The 19,539-nt window shown below is 63.9% G+C and carries 18 protein-coding genes; 14 read left to right on the plus strand and 4 right to left on the minus strand.

What is annotated here, in order from left to right; translation table 11 throughout:
- The first annotated feature begins 2 nt into the window (after positions 1 to 2).
- The 4 genes from DM868_RS04060 to DM868_RS04075 all read left to right on the plus strand — a co-directional run bounded on the left by DM868_RS04060 (position 3) and on the right by DM868_RS04075 (position 4,583).
- On the plus strand, positions 3 to 1,328 hold the full coding sequence (locus DM868_RS04060) for a YeaH/YhbH family protein (RefSeq protein ID WP_137275554.1): 1,326 nt from the start codon (positions 3 to 5) through the stop codon (positions 1,326 to 1,328).
- On the plus strand, positions 1,325 to 3,313 hold the full coding sequence (locus DM868_RS04065; RefSeq protein ID WP_137275555.1) for a SpoVR family protein: 1,989 nt from the start codon (positions 1,325 to 1,327) through the stop codon (positions 3,311 to 3,313). Before DM868_RS04060 ends, DM868_RS04065 begins: the two co-directional genes overlap by 4 nt.
- Before the next feature lie 124 nt (positions 3,314 to 3,437).
- Positions 3,438 to 3,992, plus strand: a complete 555-nt coding sequence (locus tag DM868_RS04070; protein ID WP_222845458.1) for a DUF7344 domain-containing protein — start codon at positions 3,438 to 3,440, stop codon at positions 3,990 to 3,992.
- A gap of 72 nt (positions 3,993 to 4,064) precedes the next feature.
- Positions 4,065 to 4,583: a High potential iron-sulfur protein gene (locus DM868_RS04075; RefSeq protein WP_137275556.1), complete on the plus strand. Its 519-nt coding sequence runs from the start codon at positions 4,065 to 4,067 to the stop codon at positions 4,581 to 4,583.
- Positions 4,584 to 4,619: 36 nt separating this feature from the next.
- On the opposite strand, the gene DM868_RS04080 is transcribed toward DM868_RS04075, so the two are convergent.
- On the minus strand, positions 4,620 to 5,042 hold the full coding sequence (locus tag DM868_RS04080; RefSeq protein ID WP_394347519.1) for a DoxX family protein: 423 nt from the start codon (positions 5,040 to 5,042) through the stop codon (positions 4,620 to 4,622).
- Positions 5,043 to 5,208: 166 nt separating this feature from the next.
- On the opposite strand from DM868_RS04080, the gene aceA reads away from it, so the two are divergent.
- The 4 genes from aceA (at position 5,209) to DM868_RS04100 (ending at position 9,904) form a co-directional block, all read left to right on the plus strand.
- Positions 5,209 to 6,273: an isocitrate lyase gene (gene aceA / locus DM868_RS04085; RefSeq protein WP_187349117.1), complete on the plus strand. Its 1,065-nt coding sequence runs from the start codon at positions 5,209 to 5,211 to the stop codon at positions 6,271 to 6,273.
- 254 nt (positions 6,274 to 6,527) lie between these two features.
- Complete coding sequence (aceB, locus tag DM868_RS04090) at positions 6,528 to 7,838, plus strand: malate synthase AceB (protein WP_222845459.1); 1,311 nt, start codon at positions 6,528 to 6,530, stop codon at positions 7,836 to 7,838.
- A gap of 78 nt (positions 7,839 to 7,916) precedes the next feature.
- Positions 7,917 to 8,561: a non-canonical purine NTP pyrophosphatase gene (locus DM868_RS04095; RefSeq protein ID WP_137275557.1), complete on the plus strand. Its 645-nt coding sequence runs from the start codon at positions 7,917 to 7,919 to the stop codon at positions 8,559 to 8,561.
- A gap of 77 nt (positions 8,562 to 8,638) precedes the next feature.
- Entirely contained in the window at positions 8,639 to 9,904 is a 1,266-nt protein-coding gene (locus DM868_RS04100; RefSeq protein WP_137275558.1) for an MFS transporter, read from the plus strand.
- 37 nt (positions 9,905 to 9,941) lie between these two features.
- Here the strand turns inward: DM868_RS04100 and DM868_RS04105 are convergent, their stop codons facing one another.
- The 3 genes from DM868_RS04105 to DM868_RS04115 all read right to left on the minus strand — a co-directional run bounded on the left by DM868_RS04105 (position 9,942) and on the right by DM868_RS04115 (position 13,058).
- Entirely contained in the window at positions 9,942 to 10,418 is a 477-nt protein-coding gene (locus DM868_RS04105) for a DUF7384 family protein (RefSeq protein ID WP_137275559.1), read from the minus strand.
- A gap of 120 nt (positions 10,419 to 10,538) precedes the next feature.
- Positions 10,539 to 11,615, minus strand: coding sequence for a putative sulfate/molybdate transporter (locus DM868_RS04110; protein ID WP_137275560.1), 1,077 nt, complete (start codon positions 11,613 to 11,615; stop codon positions 10,539 to 10,541).
- Positions 11,616 to 11,873: 258 nt separating this feature from the next.
- The gene (locus DM868_RS04115) at positions 11,874 to 13,058 is read right to left on the minus strand and encodes an MFS transporter (protein WP_137275561.1); all 1,185 of its coding nucleotides are present in this window, start codon (positions 13,056 to 13,058) and stop codon (positions 11,874 to 11,876) included.
- Between the two features lie 168 nt (positions 13,059 to 13,226).
- Between DM868_RS04115 and DM868_RS04120 the strand changes: the two genes are divergently transcribed.
- The 6 genes from DM868_RS04120 (at position 13,227) to psmA (ending at position 19,504) form a co-directional block, all read left to right on the plus strand.
- A complete protein-coding gene (locus tag DM868_RS04120; RefSeq protein WP_137275562.1) occupies positions 13,227 to 13,535 on the plus strand; it encodes a transcription initiation factor IIB family protein in 309 nt (102 codons plus the stop codon).
- Positions 13,536 to 13,628: 93 nt separating this feature from the next.
- Entirely contained in the window at positions 13,629 to 16,478 is a 2,850-nt protein-coding gene (locus DM868_RS04125) for an oligosaccharyl transferase, archaeosortase A system-associated (RefSeq protein WP_137275563.1), read from the plus strand.
- Positions 16,475 to 17,419 (plus strand): DUF368 domain-containing protein, encoded by a 945-nt coding sequence (locus tag DM868_RS04130; protein ID WP_137275564.1) that lies wholly within the window; start codon positions 16,475 to 16,477, stop codon positions 17,417 to 17,419. Before DM868_RS04125 ends, DM868_RS04130 begins: the two co-directional genes overlap by 4 nt.
- Before the next feature lie 69 nt (positions 17,420 to 17,488).
- Positions 17,489 to 18,184, plus strand: coding sequence for an RNase P subunit p30 family protein (locus tag DM868_RS04135; protein WP_137275565.1), 696 nt, complete (start codon positions 17,489 to 17,491; stop codon positions 18,182 to 18,184).
- 67 nt (positions 18,185 to 18,251) lie between these two features.
- Complete coding sequence (locus tag DM868_RS04140; protein WP_137275566.1) at positions 18,252 to 18,737, plus strand: Rpp14/Pop5 family protein; 486 nt, start codon at positions 18,252 to 18,254, stop codon at positions 18,735 to 18,737.
- Positions 18,738 to 18,739: 2 nt separating this feature from the next.
- A complete protein-coding gene (gene psmA, locus DM868_RS04145) occupies positions 18,740 to 19,504 on the plus strand; it encodes an archaeal proteasome endopeptidase complex subunit alpha (protein WP_137275567.1) in 765 nt (254 codons plus the stop codon).
- The last annotated feature ends 35 nt before the right edge of the window (positions 19,505 to 19,539 follow it).

Consider the following 19,539-nt stretch of genomic DNA (forward strand, 5'->3'; position numbering starts at 1 on the left):
TCATGGGACGTAAAGACGACCTCGAACGGTATCGCGAAGTCGGCGAGGCGAAGCGACAGGACCTCGCCGAGTTCATCCAGTACGGCGACCTCGGGAACTCCCGTCCCGACGAGATCAAGATCCCGATCAAAATCGTCGACCTGCCGGCGTTCGTCTACGACCCGCGAGACCTGGGCGGCGTCGGCCAGGGACAGGGCGGGACGCCGGGCGTGGGCGACCCCGTTGGCGAGCCGCAACCCGGTGACGGCGATGGGGACGGCGACGAGTCGGGCGACCCGGGCGAAGAGGGCGGCGAGCACGAGTACTACGAGATGGATCCCGAGGAGTTCGCTCGGGAACTCGACGAGGAACTCGGCCTCGACCTCGATCCGAAGGGCAAGAAGGTAATCGAGGAGAAGGAAGGCGATTACACCGACATCACCCGTACCGGTCCAGCGAGCACCCTCGACTTCGAACGGCTATTCAAGCAGGGACTCAAGCGGACGTTGGCGATGGACTTCGACGAATCGTACGTCGAGGAGGCGCTCCGCGTGAACGGGTGGGGACCGGCGACGGTCTTCGAGTGGGCGCGCGGCGAACGCATCCCGGTTTCGCGGGCGTGGATCGAGGATGCCTACGAATCCATTCCCGAGTCAGAGCGCTCACGGTGGTCGTCGATCGAGGAAATGAACGAGAACGTCGAGCGGGAGTCCACAGCGACCCGTATCCGTCGCGACGGGATCGACGAGATTCCGCTCAGACGCGAGGACGAGCGATACCGTTTCCCCGAGATCGTCGAGGAGCGCGAGCGAAACGTGGTCGTGGTCAACATTCGCGACGTGTCGGGCTCGATGCGCGAGGCGAAACGCGAACTGGTCGAGCGGACGTTCACGCCGCTGGATTGGTATCTGACGGGCAAGTACGATAACGCCGAGTTCGTCTACATCGCCCACGACGCCGACGCCTGGGAGGTAGAACGTGAGGAGTTCTTCGGCATCCGCTCGGGCGGCGGGACGCGTATCTCCAGCGCCTACGAACTCGCCGCGGAGATACTGGAGGAGGCGTACCCGTGGAGCGACTGGAACCGATACGTGTTCGCGGCGGGCGACTCGGAGAACTCCTCGAACGACACCGACGACCGGGTGATCCCGCTGATGGAATCCATCCCGGCGAATCTCCACGCCTACGTGGAGACGCAACCATCGGGCAACGCGATCAACGCGACCCACGCCTCGGAGGTCGAGAGCCACTTCGCCGACGACTCGAACGTCGCCGTCGCGTACGTGCAGGGACCCGAGGACGTCGTGAACGCGATATACACGATACTCAGCACCGAGGAAGACTCATGAGCACCGACGACAGATTCCACAAGCAGCGTATCGCGAGGGGGCTCGAAACGCCGGCTCGCGAGGCGAACGAACTCGCGCGCAAGCTGGGGCTCGATCCCTTCGAAGTGAACTACTGGATCGTTGACTACGACGAGATGAACGAACTCATCGCCTACGGCGGCTTCCAGCGGCGGTACCCCCACTGGCGGTGGGGGATGAACTACGATCGCCAGCGCAAACAGCGGCAGTTCCTCGGTGGCAAGGCCTTCGAGATCGTCAACAACGACGACCCCTCGAACGCGTTCTTGCAAGAATCGAACTCGCTGGCCGATCAGAAGGCCGTCATCACGCACGTGGAGGCCCACTCGGATTTCTTCAAGCACAACGAGTGGTTCCGGATGTTCGGCGAGTCGCCGAACGCGGCCGCCATGCTGGAGCGACACGCAGAGGCGATCGCCGAGTACATGGAGAATCCGGACGTCTCGCGGGAGGCCGTCGAGGAGTGGATCGATCACGTCCTCTGTCTGGAGGACAACATCGATCAACACCGGCCGTTCACGGCGACGCGCGAGTGGGACGGTTCCTCGGCGACGACGGCGGATCTCGACGAGCGGTTGGGCGAACTCGATCTGTCCGAGGAGGTTCGTCGTGAAGTGTTCGACGAGGCGTGGGTGGATTCGATGGCCGACGAACGCGACGGCGCGCGGTTTCCGGCCGATCCCGAACGGGACCTACTTGCCTTCCTCGCCTCGCACGGGATGGCCTACGACGAGGAGTCGGAGAAAGCGGTCGAGTTCGAGGAGTGGCAGCGGGAGGTGTTGGAGCTGTTGCGCAAGGAGGCGTACTACTTCGCGCCGCAGAAGATGACGAAGGTGATGAACGAGGGGTGGGCCGTCTACCACGAATCGCGGATGATGGCTGACGAGAACTTCGCGGGCGACGACGAGTTCGTCTCCTACGCGGATCACATGGCGCAGGTTCTCGGCTCGCCGGGGTTGAATCCGTACAAACTCGGCTTCGAACTCTGGCAGTACGTGGAGAACCGCCGCAACCGCCGCGAGGTGATCGAACACCTGCTCCGCGTCGACGGCGTAACCTGGCGGAACTTCGCTGAGACGGTCGATTTCGACCTCGTGTTGGAGCATCTGGAGCCGGATCCGATCGTCGCCGATCCGGTCGGCAACCTCGATTCGCTCGATTCCAGCGATCCGCGGATCGACGCGGAGGCGCTCGAACGAGCTCGGAATGGAGCGTTGTCCGACCTGAGCCGACGGGCGTGGAAACTGCTTACCTACGAGGGCATGGCCGAACGCCACTACTCGCTCACGAAGCGGTCGAATCGCGGGTTCCTCAAGCGGGTCACGCAGGCCGAACTCGAACGGATCGCCCGGTATCTGTTCGATACCGAACGGTACGGTTCTGTCGAGGAGGCCGTCACGGCGGTCGATCGGACGGCGGGATGGGAGCGGATGTTCGAGATCCGCGAGAGCCACAACGACGTGACGTTCCTCGACGCGTTCCTCACGGACGAGTTCGTCGAGGAAAACGACTACTTCACCTACGAGTACAGCCGCATGACCGAGGACTTTAGGGTTACGTCGACGGCCGCCGCGGACGTGAAAAAGAAGCTGATGTTGCAGTTCACGAACTTCGGCAAACCGACCGTCGCGATTCACGACGCGAACTTCCGGAACCGAAACGAGCTGCTCCTCGCACACCACTACAACGGCGTCCACCTCGACGTTCGAGAGGCCAAACAGACGTTGGAACGCGTCTTCGAGCTGTGGGGTCGGCCGGTCGCCCTGAAGACGATCAGAAAGGAGTTCGACCAACACGACGTCGACGTGGCCAGACGACGCGGCCGAGAACCGGAGCCGATCGAGCGGGGAATCCTCATCCGGTTCGACGGGGAATCGTTCGAGGAGGAGGAGCTGTCGGACGCGGAGGTTGAGGAGATCGCCGCTACCGAGGTCGATTACGACACGAAGCCCGACGAGTGGCTTTAGACGACGGTCGATCGGTCCCCTTCGGCGTTCGTTTCCGCCGTCCCGCCGCTTCGGGAGTCCGTTCGCATCTTCTTTCGACCGCAGAATTCCATAATTTCAATAGACTCGCTCTGTAACGGACGGTGTGGCAAGGACTGTGGGGGACGAGTCGGCGACCGAGGATCTCGATGAGGCCACGATTCACGACGTGCTTCGGAACGATCGCCGCCGACTGGTTATCGAGGCGCTTCAACAGGGGGACGGAACGGCGACGGTCGGCGATCTCGCGGAGGTGGTCGCCGCCCGCGAGGTTGGAGACGATCCCCCACCGAAGAACAAGCGCCAATCGGTCTACGTCTCGCTGCATCAGACGCACCTCCCCAAACTCAATTCGCTGGATATCGTGGCGTACAATTCGGATTGCGGGCACGTTCGATTGCTCGATCGCGTTCGGGAGGTCGAAGTGTACATGGAGGTCGTCCCGGCGTACGGCCTGTCGTGGGGTGAGTTCTACTTCGGCTGGGGACTGTTGGGGATACTGGCGGTGGTTGCGGTTCGGATCGGCGTCCCCGGCGCGTCGGCAATCGATTCGACCGCCCTCGCCGGCGTCTTCTGTCTTGGACTGATGGCGGCGTCGGCGTACCACGTTTACAGCCAGCAGGATCGAATCCTTTTTCAGCGGCTGTTGGACCGAGGCTAACGGAGCGACTGGATCGACGTTTCGATGTTCGGACAACTATTATCACCATGGGGCGTGAACGGTTTAGCGTAAATGGTCGATGACAGCGACTCACAGGGTACGGGAAACGAGGGGACCGTCGAAACCATCCGCCGCCGACGACTGCTAGGGTTGGTGGGCGGCGCTTCGGTCACCGCGACCGCGGGATGTCTCGGCTTCGGTGGATCATCGGACGGTAGCGGGGACCTCTCGGGTCGAGCCGACGATTGGTGCGTCGAGGAGAACAACACCGACGTCCCGGAAGTGTTTTTGACCGCCGAGAGCATCGACGGTATCGTCCGTGACCCGGACGACATGACGCCGCGGAGCGAGGCCGCCTATCAGTGTCACCCACAGGGGTACCAACTCTGCGCGAACTGCCGGTATTTCATTCCGGGGAAACCGGACGAAACCGACGACAAAAAGGACGTGGGCGCGTGTGCGATCGTCGAGGGACGCGTTCGGTCGCAGGACTGGTGTGCGCTGTATCAAGAAACCCAAGATCTCGCGGAGTTCCCAAATCCGGGTCCGCTCGAGGAGCCGGGGACGCAGAAAGCCCCCGATCTGAGCTAGACCACCGTCGTCGACGTGGACGTTTTCGTATCGCGGCTACCGATACGCTTCGCGGAGGAACGCGAGCGCCGCCCCGAACATCGCGAGGTTTCCGAAGAACGCAAGTCGCTCGCCGTCGCGGTCGTCCGGATCGGCGTTCCAGAAATCGTGCATGGTTAGCGTGACGACCGCAAGAAAGGTCGTCGCCGCGCCGGTCGCGACCTTCGGGAGTCGCCACAGGGCGATCCCCGCCCCGGCGACGACCATCATCCCCGAAGCGAACGGTGCCGCGTGTTCTGGCATCGGCACGCCTGCCGACTTCGCGTACTCGACGGTGTCGTCCATATCGCGAAAGTCCTCGGATGCCTGAAGCGCCAGTCCGAGTCCGAACAGTATTCGCCCGAGCCGCGAGATTCGCCCCGTTTCGGAGTCCGTCTTCGTAGCCATCGTTCCGTCGGTGTCCTCGCGCGCGACTCTCATAGTTGTACCGCCAACACTACCTGTACTACACGATCGTTCATGCTAGATACTGACAATCCATTATATAGGTTAAGTGCCACCAAGGAATAGAAACAGTATATTTAATATTATCATTATAGTTCATAAAGAATTTATACCCCTCGCCGTTCTTCCCAAACGCACACCAATGACGCAGGACAACGACGGAACCGACGAAGTCGCCAGTCGCGTTCAGAACACCGAATCGATCGTCAGGGACGTCGACAACCCCGCGGCGCGCGAACTCCGTCAGAAGTTCGACGAGCAGGATTTCACCTTTGCCCCCGGTCTCTACCACGCCCTCGACGCGAGGCTCGCGGAGATGGCCGGGCTGGACGCCGCGTACATGTCCGGCTACTCGACGGTGCTCGGCCAGTTCGGGTTCCCGGACCTCGAGATGGTCACGATGACCGAGATGGTCGAGAACGCAAAGCGGATCGTCGAAGCGACGAACCTTCCGGTCGTCGCCGACTGTGACACCGGGTACGGCGGCGTTCACAACGTTCGCCGTGCCGTCCGCGAGTACGAAAAAGCCGGCGTCGCCGCAGTCCACATCGAAGACCAGACGACGCCGAAGCGCTGCGGACACATCGCCGGCAAGCAGATCATCCCGCGCGACGAGGCTGAAGCGCGTTTCTCCGCCGCCGTCGACGCCAAGCAGTCCGAGGATACGATCGTCATCGCCCGGACGGACGCGTACGGCTCCGCGAACGGCGACTGGGAGGAACACCTCGAGCGCGGGCGCATCTACGCCGACGCGGGCGTCGATCTGGTCTGGCCCGAAATGCCCGATCCGTCCCGCGAGGACGCCGTCAACTACGCCGAGACGATCCACGAGACGCACCCCGAACTGGACCTCGCGTTCAACTACTCCAGTTCCTTCGCGTGGTCGAAAGAGGAGGATCCGCTCACGTTCCAAGAGCTCGGTGACCTCGGCTACCAGTACATCTTCATCACGCTATACGCGCTCCACTCCGGCGCACACGCGGTCTACGAGGATATGGCCAACATCGCCGAGAACGATGAGGAAGCCCAGTTCGACCTGGAGGGCCGCTATCTCGACCACCCGACCGAGAGCCACCACGAACTCTCGTTCGTCTCGCGATTCCAGAACATCGAAGCGCAGTTCGATCCGGAGGCACAGGCACGAATGGAGCAGTCCGCCGGATTCACAGAGGAAGAGAGCGATCCGCTGACTTCGGGCGACGACTGAGATCGGAGCTCGGCTGGGCGTGGGGTGGTGGGATGCGCCGAACACATCTTTTGGGGAGTTTGTGTGGGACCGAATCGAACACCCGCCGTCTCGCGTTTCATCATTGCGAACGCACCGCGGGCAACCTACAGCATCGAATGTGATGGATAGCGCCCCGATAGACGCATTAAACCGGCGTTATGGAGTCTAAAAGCCGCACGAACGATCGATTCGGCCAGTTTTAATATGCACCCTTCAGTCGGTACGAACGACTCATGGCTGCAATCGACAAGCGTACACACGAGCGAAAATTCGTCCGGACGTTCTTTACCACCCCGACGGCCGTCGAGGGCGAGGACGACTCGGCGAAAATGCTGGAAGGTGCCGCGGGACTCAGCGGGATGGAGGCCCCCGACGTCTGGGTTCCGGACAACGAGGACGCCACCGCGCCGAACATGCGCGACGAGGGCGCACAGAACATCATCGACGTCGTCTCGGAGTACGGCCCCGACTACCCTGGCGAGATCCATCCGCGCGTCGTCTGGCACCGCGACAGTCCGTCGACACGGTATCAGGGCTTTCAGCGAATGCTCGAGATCACGGATCCGGACAACGGCGCGGTCGAGTACATCGACGGGTTCGTCATCCCCGAAGTCGGCGACATCGACGACTGGAAGAAAGCCGACGAGTTCTTCACAATCATCGAGAACGAGCACGGCCTCGAGGAGGGGAGCCTCAAGATGTCCGTCATCATCGAGAGCGGGGCCGCCGAGTTGGCGATGGGCAAGCTCCGCGACGAGATGGGCAAACCGACCAACAACCTCCAGCGGATGTTCCTCCTCGTCGACGGCGAGGTCGACTACACGAAGGACATGCGCGCGATCACGCCGACCGGCGGGCTTCCGGCGTGGCCGGAACTGCGACACAACACCTCCCGCGGCGCGAGCGCGAACGGGCTCATTGCGGTCGACGGCCCCTACGACGACATCCGCGACGTCGAGGGCTACCGCGAGCGGATGACCGAGAATCAGGCGAAGGGCATGCTGGGCATCTGGTCGCTCACGCCCGGACAGGTCGTCGAAGCCAACACGTCCCCGCTCCCGCCGCAGGCGGGCTACTGGCTCCTCGACGCTGACGGCCGCGAGGTCAAACTCGAACGCGAGGACGGCGTCGAGGTCTACAGCGGGAACCGCGTCTCCCTCGAAGAGACCGACGACGGCTACGTTCTCTCTGTCGGGTCAGACGACCTCGAGGTCAGCGAGGAGGAACTGCAGGAGGAACTGCTGGACCTGCTGGATTACGTCCCGAGCCTCGACGACATCGTCGACTCCATGGAAGAGTTCGAGGCCGCAAAGGAGTCCGGCAAGGGCGCGATCGCGATGACCCAGTCGGCGACGGTCGAGATCGACGGCGTGCAGGTCGACGTCAGCCGCGATCGGATGTGGGACGAGGCGACGTATCAGGCGCTTCAAACCCCGATCACGCTGTTTCAGGACGTCTACGAGAATCGCCCGGACCAGCACGACGACCTCGCCGAACTGTACGACGAGGCGGTCGTCGAGCGCGCGATGGACGTCGGGAACTGACGCGGCACCGACTGTTTTTGCGCGTAGCCGCCGCGACGTACCGATGGTGCTTTTCCTGGTGACGTCGAAGCGCCGCGCATGCTTCGGTACGTGACGACGAACGAGGGGAAGGTTCGCGAGGCCGAGGAGTACCTCCGCGATGAAGTCGACGCGTTCGAGTACGACTACACAGAGATTCAGGCGGACTCGCTGGAAGCGGTCGCCGCTCACGGCGCACGCGAGGCGTTCGAACACGTCGGCGAGCCGGTCATCGTCGACGACGCGGGGCTGTTTCTCGACGGATTCGACGGCTTTCCGGGGCCGTACTCGGCGTACGTCGAGGACACCCTCGGCGTCGAGCGCGTCGGCCGTCTCGCCCGCCGCGAGGACGAGCCGCGAGCCGCGTTCCGGTGTGTGATCGCCTACTGCGACGGCGAGCCGTTCGACGCCTCGCCCGAGCCGGTCGACCTCGACGACCGTCGCGGCCACGATCTCTCCGCCGAGGCGCGCTCGACGGCGACGACGGACGACACTATCGCCGGAACTGCCCTCCCGGTCAAACTGTTCACCGGTGCGGTTCCCGGTCGGATCGTCGAGCCCCGAGGAAACGGCGGGTTCGGCTACGACCCGATCTTCGAACACGACGGGACGACGTTCGCGGAGATGACGGCGGCCGAAAAGAACGCCATCTCCCATCGGGGTCGAGCGCTCGGGAAGTTCGCTGAGTGGTTCGCCGGGCGGTAAACACCCTCCCAGTCGGAGTGATCGCCCACCGAAAGCCGAAGGCCTATCACCCCCGCCGGAGTGCCATTCGCGTGTCGATGACACTCGACTCCGATCACGTGCTGGGCGATCCGCGTCGCGCGCTCGCCCGGCGCGTCTACTACGGCTGGATCATCGTGATCGGATGTTTCTTGGCGTCGATGATCGTCTTCGGAACGACCTACGCGTTCGGCGTTTTCTACGACTCCTTTATTACCGCGTTCGAGAGCTCAGAGACACTCCTCGCCGTCGTGTTCGGCATCCAGACCGCACTTTTGTACTTCGCGGGCGTCGTCGTGAGCCGTCTGGTCGAGCGATACGGCTCGCGTCGAATCCTCGCACTCTCCTCGGTGTTACTCGTCGTCGGGTTGCTCTGGACGGCGACGGCGGAGTCGTACGTCGAGTTACTCGCGTCGTTCGGCGTCGTCGCCGCACTGGGGATGGCCGGCCTCTACAACGTCAGCTACGCCACGCTCCCCCAGTGGTTCGATCGCCGTCGCGGGACTGCGACCGGAGTCGCCTCGGCCGGCCTCGGAATCGGGCTGGTCGTCATCCCACCTGGCACCGATGCGCTGATCTCGGCGTTCGGATGGCGGACGGCGGTGGTCGTACTCGCCGGATTCATCGCCCTGGTCTCGATCGTCACCGTGGTTCTCTTTGCCACCGATCCAGACGACGTCGGTGCCGACCTGAGCCGCGAGTTCGGCGACCGTTCCGACGTCGAGACCGATGCGGCACCCGACCGAAACGTCTTCGCCATCGTGACTTCCTCGCGGTTTTTGTTGGTCTTCGTCGGATGGACGCTGATTTTCGCGCCGATGTACGTTATCTTCGGTCACATCGTCGTTCACGCCTCGGAGACAGGGATCGGGCGATCGGTCGGCGTCCTGTCGATCGCCGTGATCGGAATCGCGACGAGCGTCGCCAGATTCGGCGTCGGTCCGTTCTCGGATCGGTTCGGACGCCCACGGACGTTTATCGCGAGTAGCCTCCTTCTCGGCGGCTCGACCGCGGCGTTGGCCGTGGCGTCGTCAGCGGCTCCCTTCCTCATCGCCGTTGCGCTCTTCGGACTCGGATACGCCGGGAGCGGCGGCCTCATCGGTGCCGTCACCGCCGACCTCTTCGGAAATCGGTCGATCAACACCCTGTTCGCCGTCCTGTCGTCCTCGTTCGCGGTCGCGGGGCTGATCTCGCCGCCCGCCGCGAGGCTTTGGTTCGAGGCGCAGGGTAGCTACCGTCCCGCACTGTTCGTGTTCGGGCTACTCGGCGTTCTCGGCGGACTGTGCGTCTGGACCGCCCTTCGATCGAGCGGTCGATCGAACTGAGCGGCGTCGGCCGAACCGACGCCCGTACCGACCGCGATCACCGACCGTCTCGGTCGGGGCCCAGATACTCGTCTTCGAAGGCGAGTTCGTAGATCGCAGCCGGATCGACCACCGCGACGAACGCGTCGGGGGAACGGACGCTCACGTCGAAGACGCCGCGGAGGCTCGCTCCCGCCTCGGGGCTGCGAAGCCCCTCGTCGAACGTGACCACGTGCGAGGCGCGTCCCCGGTAGGCGGCCGCGAGCGCCGGATGGTCCTCGGGGGGCTGTTCAACGACGACGGCGAGCGACTCGATCTCCTCTCGCCACGCTCTCGCGAGCTCCCGATCCGCGAGGGATTCGATGACCGCCTCGGCGTCGTCGAGAAGCGGGTCGGTCGCGACGAGTTCGAGCCACGAGTGGGTTCGAAGCACGTCCATCACCGCCCGTGCGGCTCCGCCGACGAGCAGATCGGCGGCGAGCACGTCGGCATCGACGACGATGCGCGTCGGATCGGCCTCGCGATCGTCACGCACGGTCGCGACGCTCCCGAAGGACACGCTGTATCTCGTCGAGGTCGGTCCCGTAGGCGTCGGCTCGCTCGAACAGCTTCGTCCACGACATACGAACACGGAGTCGCGGACGGAACAAAAACTTCACCCGCGGAGTCGCCACCACACCACGCCGGCCACGAACGCTGCGCCGACGTTCGTGACGATCGAGACGCCGCCGATCGCGAGGACGAACAGCGGCCGATCGGTGGCCCCGAGCGCGACGCGGGCGAGCGAGGCGGCGACCACCAACAGGAGGACGCCAAGGAGCGCCATCGGAAACGCGACGAGAAGGTCGGCGACGAATGCGAGCCCGAGATACAGCGCGCCCGCGACGAGGTTCGCCGTTCCCGTTCGCGCACCGAAGGCGTGCTTTCCCGCGAGCCCGCCGGACCCGTGACACATCGGCAGCGCGCCGAAGGGAACCGCCGCGAGGTTCATCACGCCCATGCTTCCGGCGAGTCTGTCCGACGACACGTCCGCGTCGTAGAGGTCCGAAAGGAGGAGCGAGGTGGCGATCGCGGCGTTGCCGACCGTCATCGCGAGCTGCGCGGTGAGCCCCTCGATGGCAGCGATCGAAACCGATGGCTCGCCGGTCGGAAAGAGCCCCATCTCCGGCAGCGTCGGCTGCGGAACGCCGACGGTCGCGGCCGCCCACACCCCACCAACGACGAGGAGCACGAGCGCGACCGCACGACGCGAGACGAGAGCCACTGTCACGGCGATGGCGAGCCCCGCACCGGCCACCGCGGGGGCCGCGACGACCAGTTCGACCGCGGCGACGACGAGCATGCACGCGACGGCGAACTGGACGCCCCGGACCACCGGTTCGCCGATGACGCCGTCGATGTGTTCGAGCCAGTTTCGCCAGCCGACGACGAGCAACACACCTCCAGCGAGCAACCCCGCGGCGGCGAGTTCACCGTACGTGATTCCGCCGACGATCGCCAGCCCAGCGATCGCTTTCATGGGTTCGACGGACAGCGGAACGCCGTAGAGGATTCCCCAGACGACCCGAAAGACGGCGAACCAGACGAGCAGATGCGGGAGCGAGGCCGGCGTCAACACCCCCAGCGAGACGACGAGCGGGAGCACCGTAATCGAATCTCCTATCGCGCCGGTCAGCTCTCCGGTGCTGATCTCGAACGTCCGAAACGGCGAGAGACGCGACGAAAGTGCCACGTGTTCAGTTGAATTCGGTTGAACAAGAGTATTTTCAGAAGTTGTATACGTTTCTCTCACGCATTCGAGTGCCTGAATACGGTTACGTTGGTTGGTGCGTTCTTCTCTCTCAAGACGCCATCGTACGCGGGTCACGCGCCCGTCTGACGTGGATTTATGCCCGTTGGAACCGTCCTTCCGCTGGGCGCGCTCCGACGGCCTCGGATTTCCCCATCCTCCCCGCGCGCCCGAACTTTTCGACTCCGTTCGACTCAGCTGTCAGGATCCGCTGCGTAAGATGGGATACGCGCTCGCTCCCACGAGGAGGATCACGACGCCGCACAGAACGAGGAGCAGGCGATACCCACGGGTCGGCGTCGCGAATCCCTCCTCGGCGAGGTACGTGAACGACACCGGGCCGAGCGTCTGTCCGAGCCGGAGGACGCTCGTTCGCACCCCCATCATCCCAGCCCGAAGTCGCCCGGAGACGGCGGTGATGATCGCGGTGTCGATGGAGGGCATCACGAGGCCGAATCCGACGCCGAACGCCAGCAGCGAGCCGCCGACGGCGATCGGCGACGGGGCGATCCAGACACCGAGCAGGCTGCACCCGTAGGCGACGAACCCGAGCGCGATCAGTTCGGGGGCGCTGCGCCACTCCGATATTCGGCCGTACTGCGAGGAGATAGCCGCGCTGGCGATCGACACCATCGCAAGCAGGAGACCGATTTCGGCCGGCGAGAGCGCGAACTCGTCGTTCAAAAGCAGCGGGAGGGCGGTCTGGACGGCACCGTAGAAGACGAAGAAAACGACGAAGATCGCGCTGAACACGGCGAGCGCTTTCGGATCGACGGCGACGTCACGGAGCCCGGCGAGGTACGTCCGAACGTCGCTCGCTTCTCTCCCGTCCGGCTCGGGGAGGAACGCGACGGCGACGAGGCCGACGAGGATGCCGATCCCGTAGAACAGAAACGGCGCGTTCCACCGGATGCCGGCCAGCGCGCCGCCGATCAGGGGGTACATCGCCGCGCCGGTCCCGATCGTACTCGAGTTGAGCCCCATCACTGCGTTCTGTTGTGTGCCGTCGTAGAAATCGCCGATGAGCGTCATCGCGAGCGTGACCAGAGCGGCCGCACCGACTCCCTGCAGAAATCGGAGGACGAGTACCTGCGCGAAGTTCTCGGTGAAGGCGATCCCCGCCCCGCCGATCCCGAATATCATCAACAGCGGGATGATGACTCGGCGTCGGCCGATCCGGTCGGCGAGGAGGCCGACGAACGGCGTCAAAAATACGCCGGGAAGGGTGTACACGGTGATGACGAGGCCGACCTGCGAGTCGGAGATATCGAAGGCGGTTCGAAGCTCCGGCAGGATCGGACTGATGAGCGACACGCCCATGACCCCGATGAGCGAACTCGCGAGTATCAGATACAGCGCCGCGGAATCCCACGGAACGGCTGCCATCCCACGCCTACCACGTTCGTCGGTCATCTCGCGTACGCATCCCGATTCATTCGGCGAGTATAAAAGAGCGCGGGTTTGCGCGTGCATCGTCCGGTTTGCCGCAGCGGCACCGAGTCCGATTCGCCCCGGCCGGAATCATTTATATACGTCTCCGTCCCAACGTGACGTATGTACCGCGCCCGAGATCAGGTCGAAAACGAGGAGTGGCTCGCGACCATCGACGACGCGGCCGAGCGACTCGACCTCGGTGGCGAGGCGAAGTCTCGCGCCACGGATCTGTTTCTCTCGACGGTTCCCGTGGCGGACCGCTCGAAGCGAGCGACCGTGGCGGCCAGTCTCTATGCAGGCGCGCTCATCGCGGGAAACCGCCGCTCACAATCGGCCGTGGCGGACGCCGTCGGCGTTTCCAGACTCACCGTACAAAACAGGTGGAAGGACCTGCTCGAAGCGGCTGGCCTCGAGCCACCGAAGTGGTGACCACGATGCGTGAGCGCTGCACGGCCGATGGGCTACCCCCTTTTGAAGCGTAATGGAAAAGGCTTATGCGCGTTTTGACAGTGTGTCCGCTCAATGAGCCAGCGGTTTGAGGCGATCGAAGAGCGGCTCGACGACTACGAGTCGCAGATCGACACTGTATATCGTCTGTATCACATCCCCGTCCTCGCAGCCCTCATGGCGTTCATGCTGTGGATCCGGGTGAGACACTACTCGAATCACGTCGGCTCGGACGGCAGACCGCTCTATCGGGGGAACGATCCCTACTACCACTACCGGTCGACCCGATACGTCGTCGAGCACTACCCGTTCACCATGCCGTTCGATCCGTGGACCGGCTTCGACGCCGGGACTCGTGCCGGTCAGTTCGGGACGATATTCGATCAGGTAGTGGCGACGGCCGCGATGATCGTCGGGCTCGGTTCACCATCCGAGAGCACAATCATCGCAACGACGCTTTTGACCGCACCGGTCATCGCGACGCTGTGTGCGATCCCGATGTACGTCATCGGCCGTCGGCTCGGTGGCCGGTTCGGCGGCATCATCGCGGTCGTCGTCCTGGCGCTGTCGGCCGGTCAGTTCCTCACTCGGAGCGTCGTGGGAACCTACGATCACCACGTCGCCGAGGTGCTTGCGACGCTCGTAGCCCTCGTCTTCGGGATGGTTATGGTGACGGTTGCACAGCGTGACCGTCCGATATACGAATTCTTCCGCACGCGCGAGTTCGAACCGATCGGTGATTCGCTGAAGTGGGCCGCCGCGTTCGGCGCGTCGCTTGTCGTCGCGGTGCTGGTCTGGCCGCCCGCCGTGTTCCTGTTCGGTATATTCGCTGTGTTCCTCTTGGTCCACCTCTCGGTCGAGTTCGTTCGCGGCCACAGCCCCGATCACGTCGCGATTCCGTCCGCGATCGCGATGGTCGTCTTCGCCGTGCTCGTCTCTCCGTTCGTCGTCTCGATGGGATTAGATGTGACCGACTACTCGCTCCTCCACCCGCTCTTCGCGCTCGCGGTCGCCGGCGGTGCGGCGTTCATGGCCGGGATCGCAAGGCTGTGGGAGAGTCGAGATCTCCCGAGGATCGCCTACCCTGTCGGCATTGTGGGTATGGGACTCGTCGGCGTTGCCGTCGTCGCCGTCGTGCTTCCGGACGTGTTCGACTTTTTCGTCAGTCAGTTCCGGCGCGTCGCCGGATTGGGGACGACGGACACTGCCGCGACGATAGGGGAAGCACAGTCGCCGTCGAATCCCGTCTCGTTTTTCTACGGAAACTACGGGTTCGCGCTGTACACCGCGATCGGCGGGTTTCTTTTACTCTCGTACCGCACGCTCGCAGACGAACGCCCCCGGGCGGAACACGTACTTATCACGGTGTTCGCGGCGATCATGCTGCTCTTTACGCTCACGCAACTCCGGTTCGATTACTACCTGGTTATCGCTGTCGGTGCCGGTAACGCCTACGTCGTCAGCTGGATTTACCAGTTCGTCGATCTCGACAACGTTCGTGAGGACATCAGAACGGTCAAACCGTATCAAACACTGATCGTCGTCGCGATACTCTTCGTCATCGCTGGCCCGCTCGTCGCGACGGGCGCGACGGTCACGACGGTCGACAGGGCATCCCAGCCCGGCGAGATGGGCCAGTGGACCGAGAGCCTCGATTGGCTCTCCGAGGAGACACCCGAGGTCGGATCGTACGGCAGCGGAGATGATCCGAGACTCGACTTCTACGGCACCTACGAGAATACCGACGACTTCGAGTACGAGGCCGGCGAGTACGGCGTGCTGGCGTGGTGGGACTACGGCCACTACATAACGACCCGCGGTGAGCGTGTCCCGGTCGCGAACCCCTTCCAGCAACACGCGACCGAGTCGGCCGACTTCCTGCTCGCCGACGAGGAAGACGAAGCGATTGAGATCCTCGAAGAGGACCAACCCGAGGGTGAGAGCGTCCGGTACGTGATGGTTGACTACCAGCTCGGCTACGCCGGGACGCGGAAGTACGGCGCTCCGACGGCGTTCGAATCGCGTCACAACGTGTCGAGTAGCGATGTCGGTATCAGCGTCGGACAGCAGAACCCCCAGACGGGACAGTTCCAACCGTTGTACGGCGCGCACACCCAGCGCGGTTACGAGAGCATGCGCGTGCGGATGTACCAATTCCACGGCAGCGCACGGGAGCCAGGGACGATCACGCTCAACTTTGGCCAGTACTCTGAAGAGGGCGGCGTCGCCACGCTACCGGAGGACGCCACGACCGTCGATGACATCTACGAACAGCACGACAGCGTCGAGGCGGCCCGCGAAGCCGCCGAGAACGACCCGACGGTCTTCCGCGGCGGCGTCTTGGGTCAGCCGTCCGAACGGGTCGAGGCGCTCGAACACTTCCGATTAGTCCACGCCGGCGGACCGGTCGCGTCGTCGCCGTTCGACCGTGTCCTCGGCCAACAGCCGGTCAACGGGTACGACGAGTGGGTGAAGACGTTCGAACGTGTCGACGGGGCGACCGTCGAGGGGACCGGCCCGGCCAACACCGAGGTGCAGGCGTCCGTCGAGATGGAGATCCGCTCGACCGGGCAGACGTTCATTTACACCCAGTACGCCGAAACGGACGCCGACGGCAGCTTCGAAATGACCCTCCCGTACTCGACGACCGGCTACGACGAGTACGGCCCTGAGAACGGCCACACCAACGTCGACGTTCGAGCCAACAGCAGCTATCAGTTCATCGCGCCCGAGGCACCCGCGATCGGGACCGCGGACGTGACCGAGGCGCAGGTCGTCGGTGACGACGACACGCCGGTCACCGTCGAACTCCAGACGCCTCAGATCCAGCCGAGCGGCGGCAACAATGAGGGCAACTCGACCGACGGTGACGGCGGATCCGGCGGCGATACCCGATCGAGCCGGACCGTTCGGACAGCTGAATGAGCCGTCCAACGGGACTCCGCGCGTGGCTCGCGATCTATCTCAAGGGCGTCTGCATGGGCTCTGCAGACACGGTCCCGGGCGTCTCCGGCGGCACGATCGCTGTCATCTTGGGTATCTACGAGCGGCTGATCGCGGCGCTGACGGCGCTCGACCCCGCCATCGTGCGTCATCTCCCGACGCTCCACACGACCGAGGGCCGGTCGGCGCTCGCCGCTGATCTTCGTCGTGCTGACGTTCCGTTTCTCCTCGCACTCGGCGCGGGTGCGCTCTCCGCCGCCGCGACCGTCGCGACCGTGATGCACGTCGCGGTGACGCGGTATCCCGCCCCGACGTACGCGTTCTTTTTCGGACTCATCGGCGCGTCAGCGATCGTTCTCTACCGGTACGTCGAGATCGGCACGCCGCGACGGATCGCCGTGGCCGCGATCGGGTTTCTCGTCGCGTTCTCGATCACCGATCCATCGCTCGCTGGGACGAGTACGACGACACTGCCGGTTCTGTTCGCTGCGGGTGCGATCGCGATCTCGGCGATGATCCTCCCCGGGATCTCCGGAGCGTTCCTACTCCTCCTCATGGGCCAATACGAGTACGTGAGTGGGATTCCGAGACGAGTGTTCGCAGGGCTTCTCGACGCGCTCGGGGGAAACGTCGATCCGCTCGTGGACTCGCTCGTCCCGTTCGTCGTCTTCGTCTCCGGTGCGCTTGTCGGACTGTTCTCGGTGGCTTACGCCGTCCGCGCCGCGCTGAACAGGTATCGCGAGGACACGTTCGTCTTTCTCGTGAGCCTCATGGTCGGCGCGCTTCGACTCCCGATCCGAGAGGTAACGGACAACGTTGCGGCCGTCTCATCGACGACAGTCTTCGTCGTCGTCGTCCCGGCCGTCCTCGGCGTGGTCGCCGTCTTATTGCTCGACCGCTACACCGTCGATCTCGAATACTGATTCTTCGCTTCACAGCCTAGCGGGACGACGAGACACAACAGCAAAGGGCCGAAGCGTCCACGGGACCGTATGTACGAAGCCGTCCACGCCTATCCAGACGGACGGGCGACGGTCGCCCGCCTCGTGAAGACCGCAGCGAGGTACGGGTACGACGGTATCGTGGTTCGAAACCACGGGAACGCACAGACAACCTACGACGCCGACCGCATCGCCGAAGCGTACGGAATCGAGATCGTTCCCGGAATCGAGATACGGACCAACGACCCCGGACAGGCGAGCGGATTGATCGGAAACTATCGCTCGAAGCGGACTGTCGTTTGCGTCCACGGTGGCGCGTTGAACCGATTCGCCGTCGAGCAACCGCAGGTCGACGTACTTGCCCACCCGATGGACGGCGGCGACGTGAACCACGTCCTGGCGAAGAGCGCGGCCGAGAACGGCGTTCACGTGGAGTTCAATCTCTCCCGAGTGCTCCGAGCCGACGGCGGTCCTCGGGTCGAGGCGATCGGTGATCTCCGCAAGCTTCGCGAGCTCGTCGAGCAGTACGGCGCGCCCTACGTCGTGTCCGCGGATGCGCGCTCGCATCTCGAACTTCGCGGGCCGCGCGAACTGATCGCGCTCGGGGAGACGATCGGGTTCGACCAGGACGCGATGGTCACCGGACTGCGAGCATGGGGCGAGATCGCATCGCGAAATCGGGAGCGACAATCGGACGCGTTCGTCGAACCCGGGGTTCGAACGGTCCAGAGAGAGGACGACAGGTAGATCAGCGGCAGTCGGTCGCCCCTCGTCGACCGCCGAAGCTTTGTTTATCGTCCTCGAATGCCATCCAGTGAAACACCTCCCGAAGCACGTGCGTCCGCGGTGGCGGTATCTCGCGATCGAGCTCGAATCGCACCCCGACACGGAGATCGACCGTCGTTCGTTCCAGCGCACGCTGTGGTTCGCGACGCAGAACCTCATCGGTGACGTCGGGAGTGCAGCGCTCGATACGAACCTGTTCGGGTTTCGATTCGAGGAGGGTGACGGGACCGCGGTCATCCGAGTTCGTCGTGGCGAAGTCGACCGACTTCGGGCCGTATTGGCGAGCATCGACGAGATTGACGGACAGCCGATCGGTCTGTTCGTCCGCGGCGTTAGCGGGACGGTTCGAGCCTGTGAAGAAAAGTATATACGGCGTCCGCAGATAAGATCTAAAGAGAGAACCGTCGCGTTCGCGGACGCCTCCCGGCCCGCCGTCATCCGGAACGACCGGATCGACGTGGAGCTTCCGGACGGCCCCGTGGGTGCGACAGCACTCGATATCCGCGACAACTAACAATGCAGGGACAATCGCAGCAGCAGGCGTACGATCGGGGGATCACCATCTTCTCCCCGGACGGCCGTCTGTACCAAGTCGAGTACGCGCGAGAGGCGGTCAAACGAGGCACGGCGTCCATCGGCATCCGGACCAAGGACGGTGTCGTGTTGGTCGTGGACAAACGCATCCGCTCGCCGCTCATGGAGCGGACCAGCGTCGAGAAGATCCACAAGGCCGACAACCATATCGGTATCGCGAGCGCCGGCCACGTCGCAGACGCCCGCCAACTGATCGACTTCGCGCGCCGTCAGGCACAGGTCAATCAACTTCGCTACGACGAGCCGATCGGCGTCGAAACGCTGACAAAGGCCGTCACCGACCACATCCAACAGTACACGCAGGTCGGCGGCGCACGGCCGTTCGGCGTCGCGCTGATCATCGGCGGCATCGAGGACGGCGAACCACGGCTCTACGAGACGGACCCGTCCGGAACGCCGTATGAGTGGCAGGCGCTGGCCGTCGGTGCCGACCGCGGTGACATCGAAGATTACCTCGAGGAACACTACAGCGAAGAGATCGATCTCGACGCAGGGGTCGGCCTCGCACTGGAGGCGCTCGCATCCGTCAACGACGGTGAGCTCACCCCCGAAGGGATCGGACTCGCGACGATCTCCGTCGGCGAAGAGGGCTTCCGCCAGCGAACCGACGAGGAGATCGAGGCGTATCTCTCGGAGCACGGACTCCTCGCCGCTGAAGCGGACGAGGAGACGGACACCGACGAATAGCGACACGGCTGCGAGACGTTTTGGGAACATCTTTT

Source organism: Natronomonas salsuginis, assembly GCF_005239135.1.
Taxonomy (GTDB): Archaea; Halobacteriota; Halobacteria; order Halobacteriales; family Haloarculaceae; genus Natronomonas; species Natronomonas salsuginis.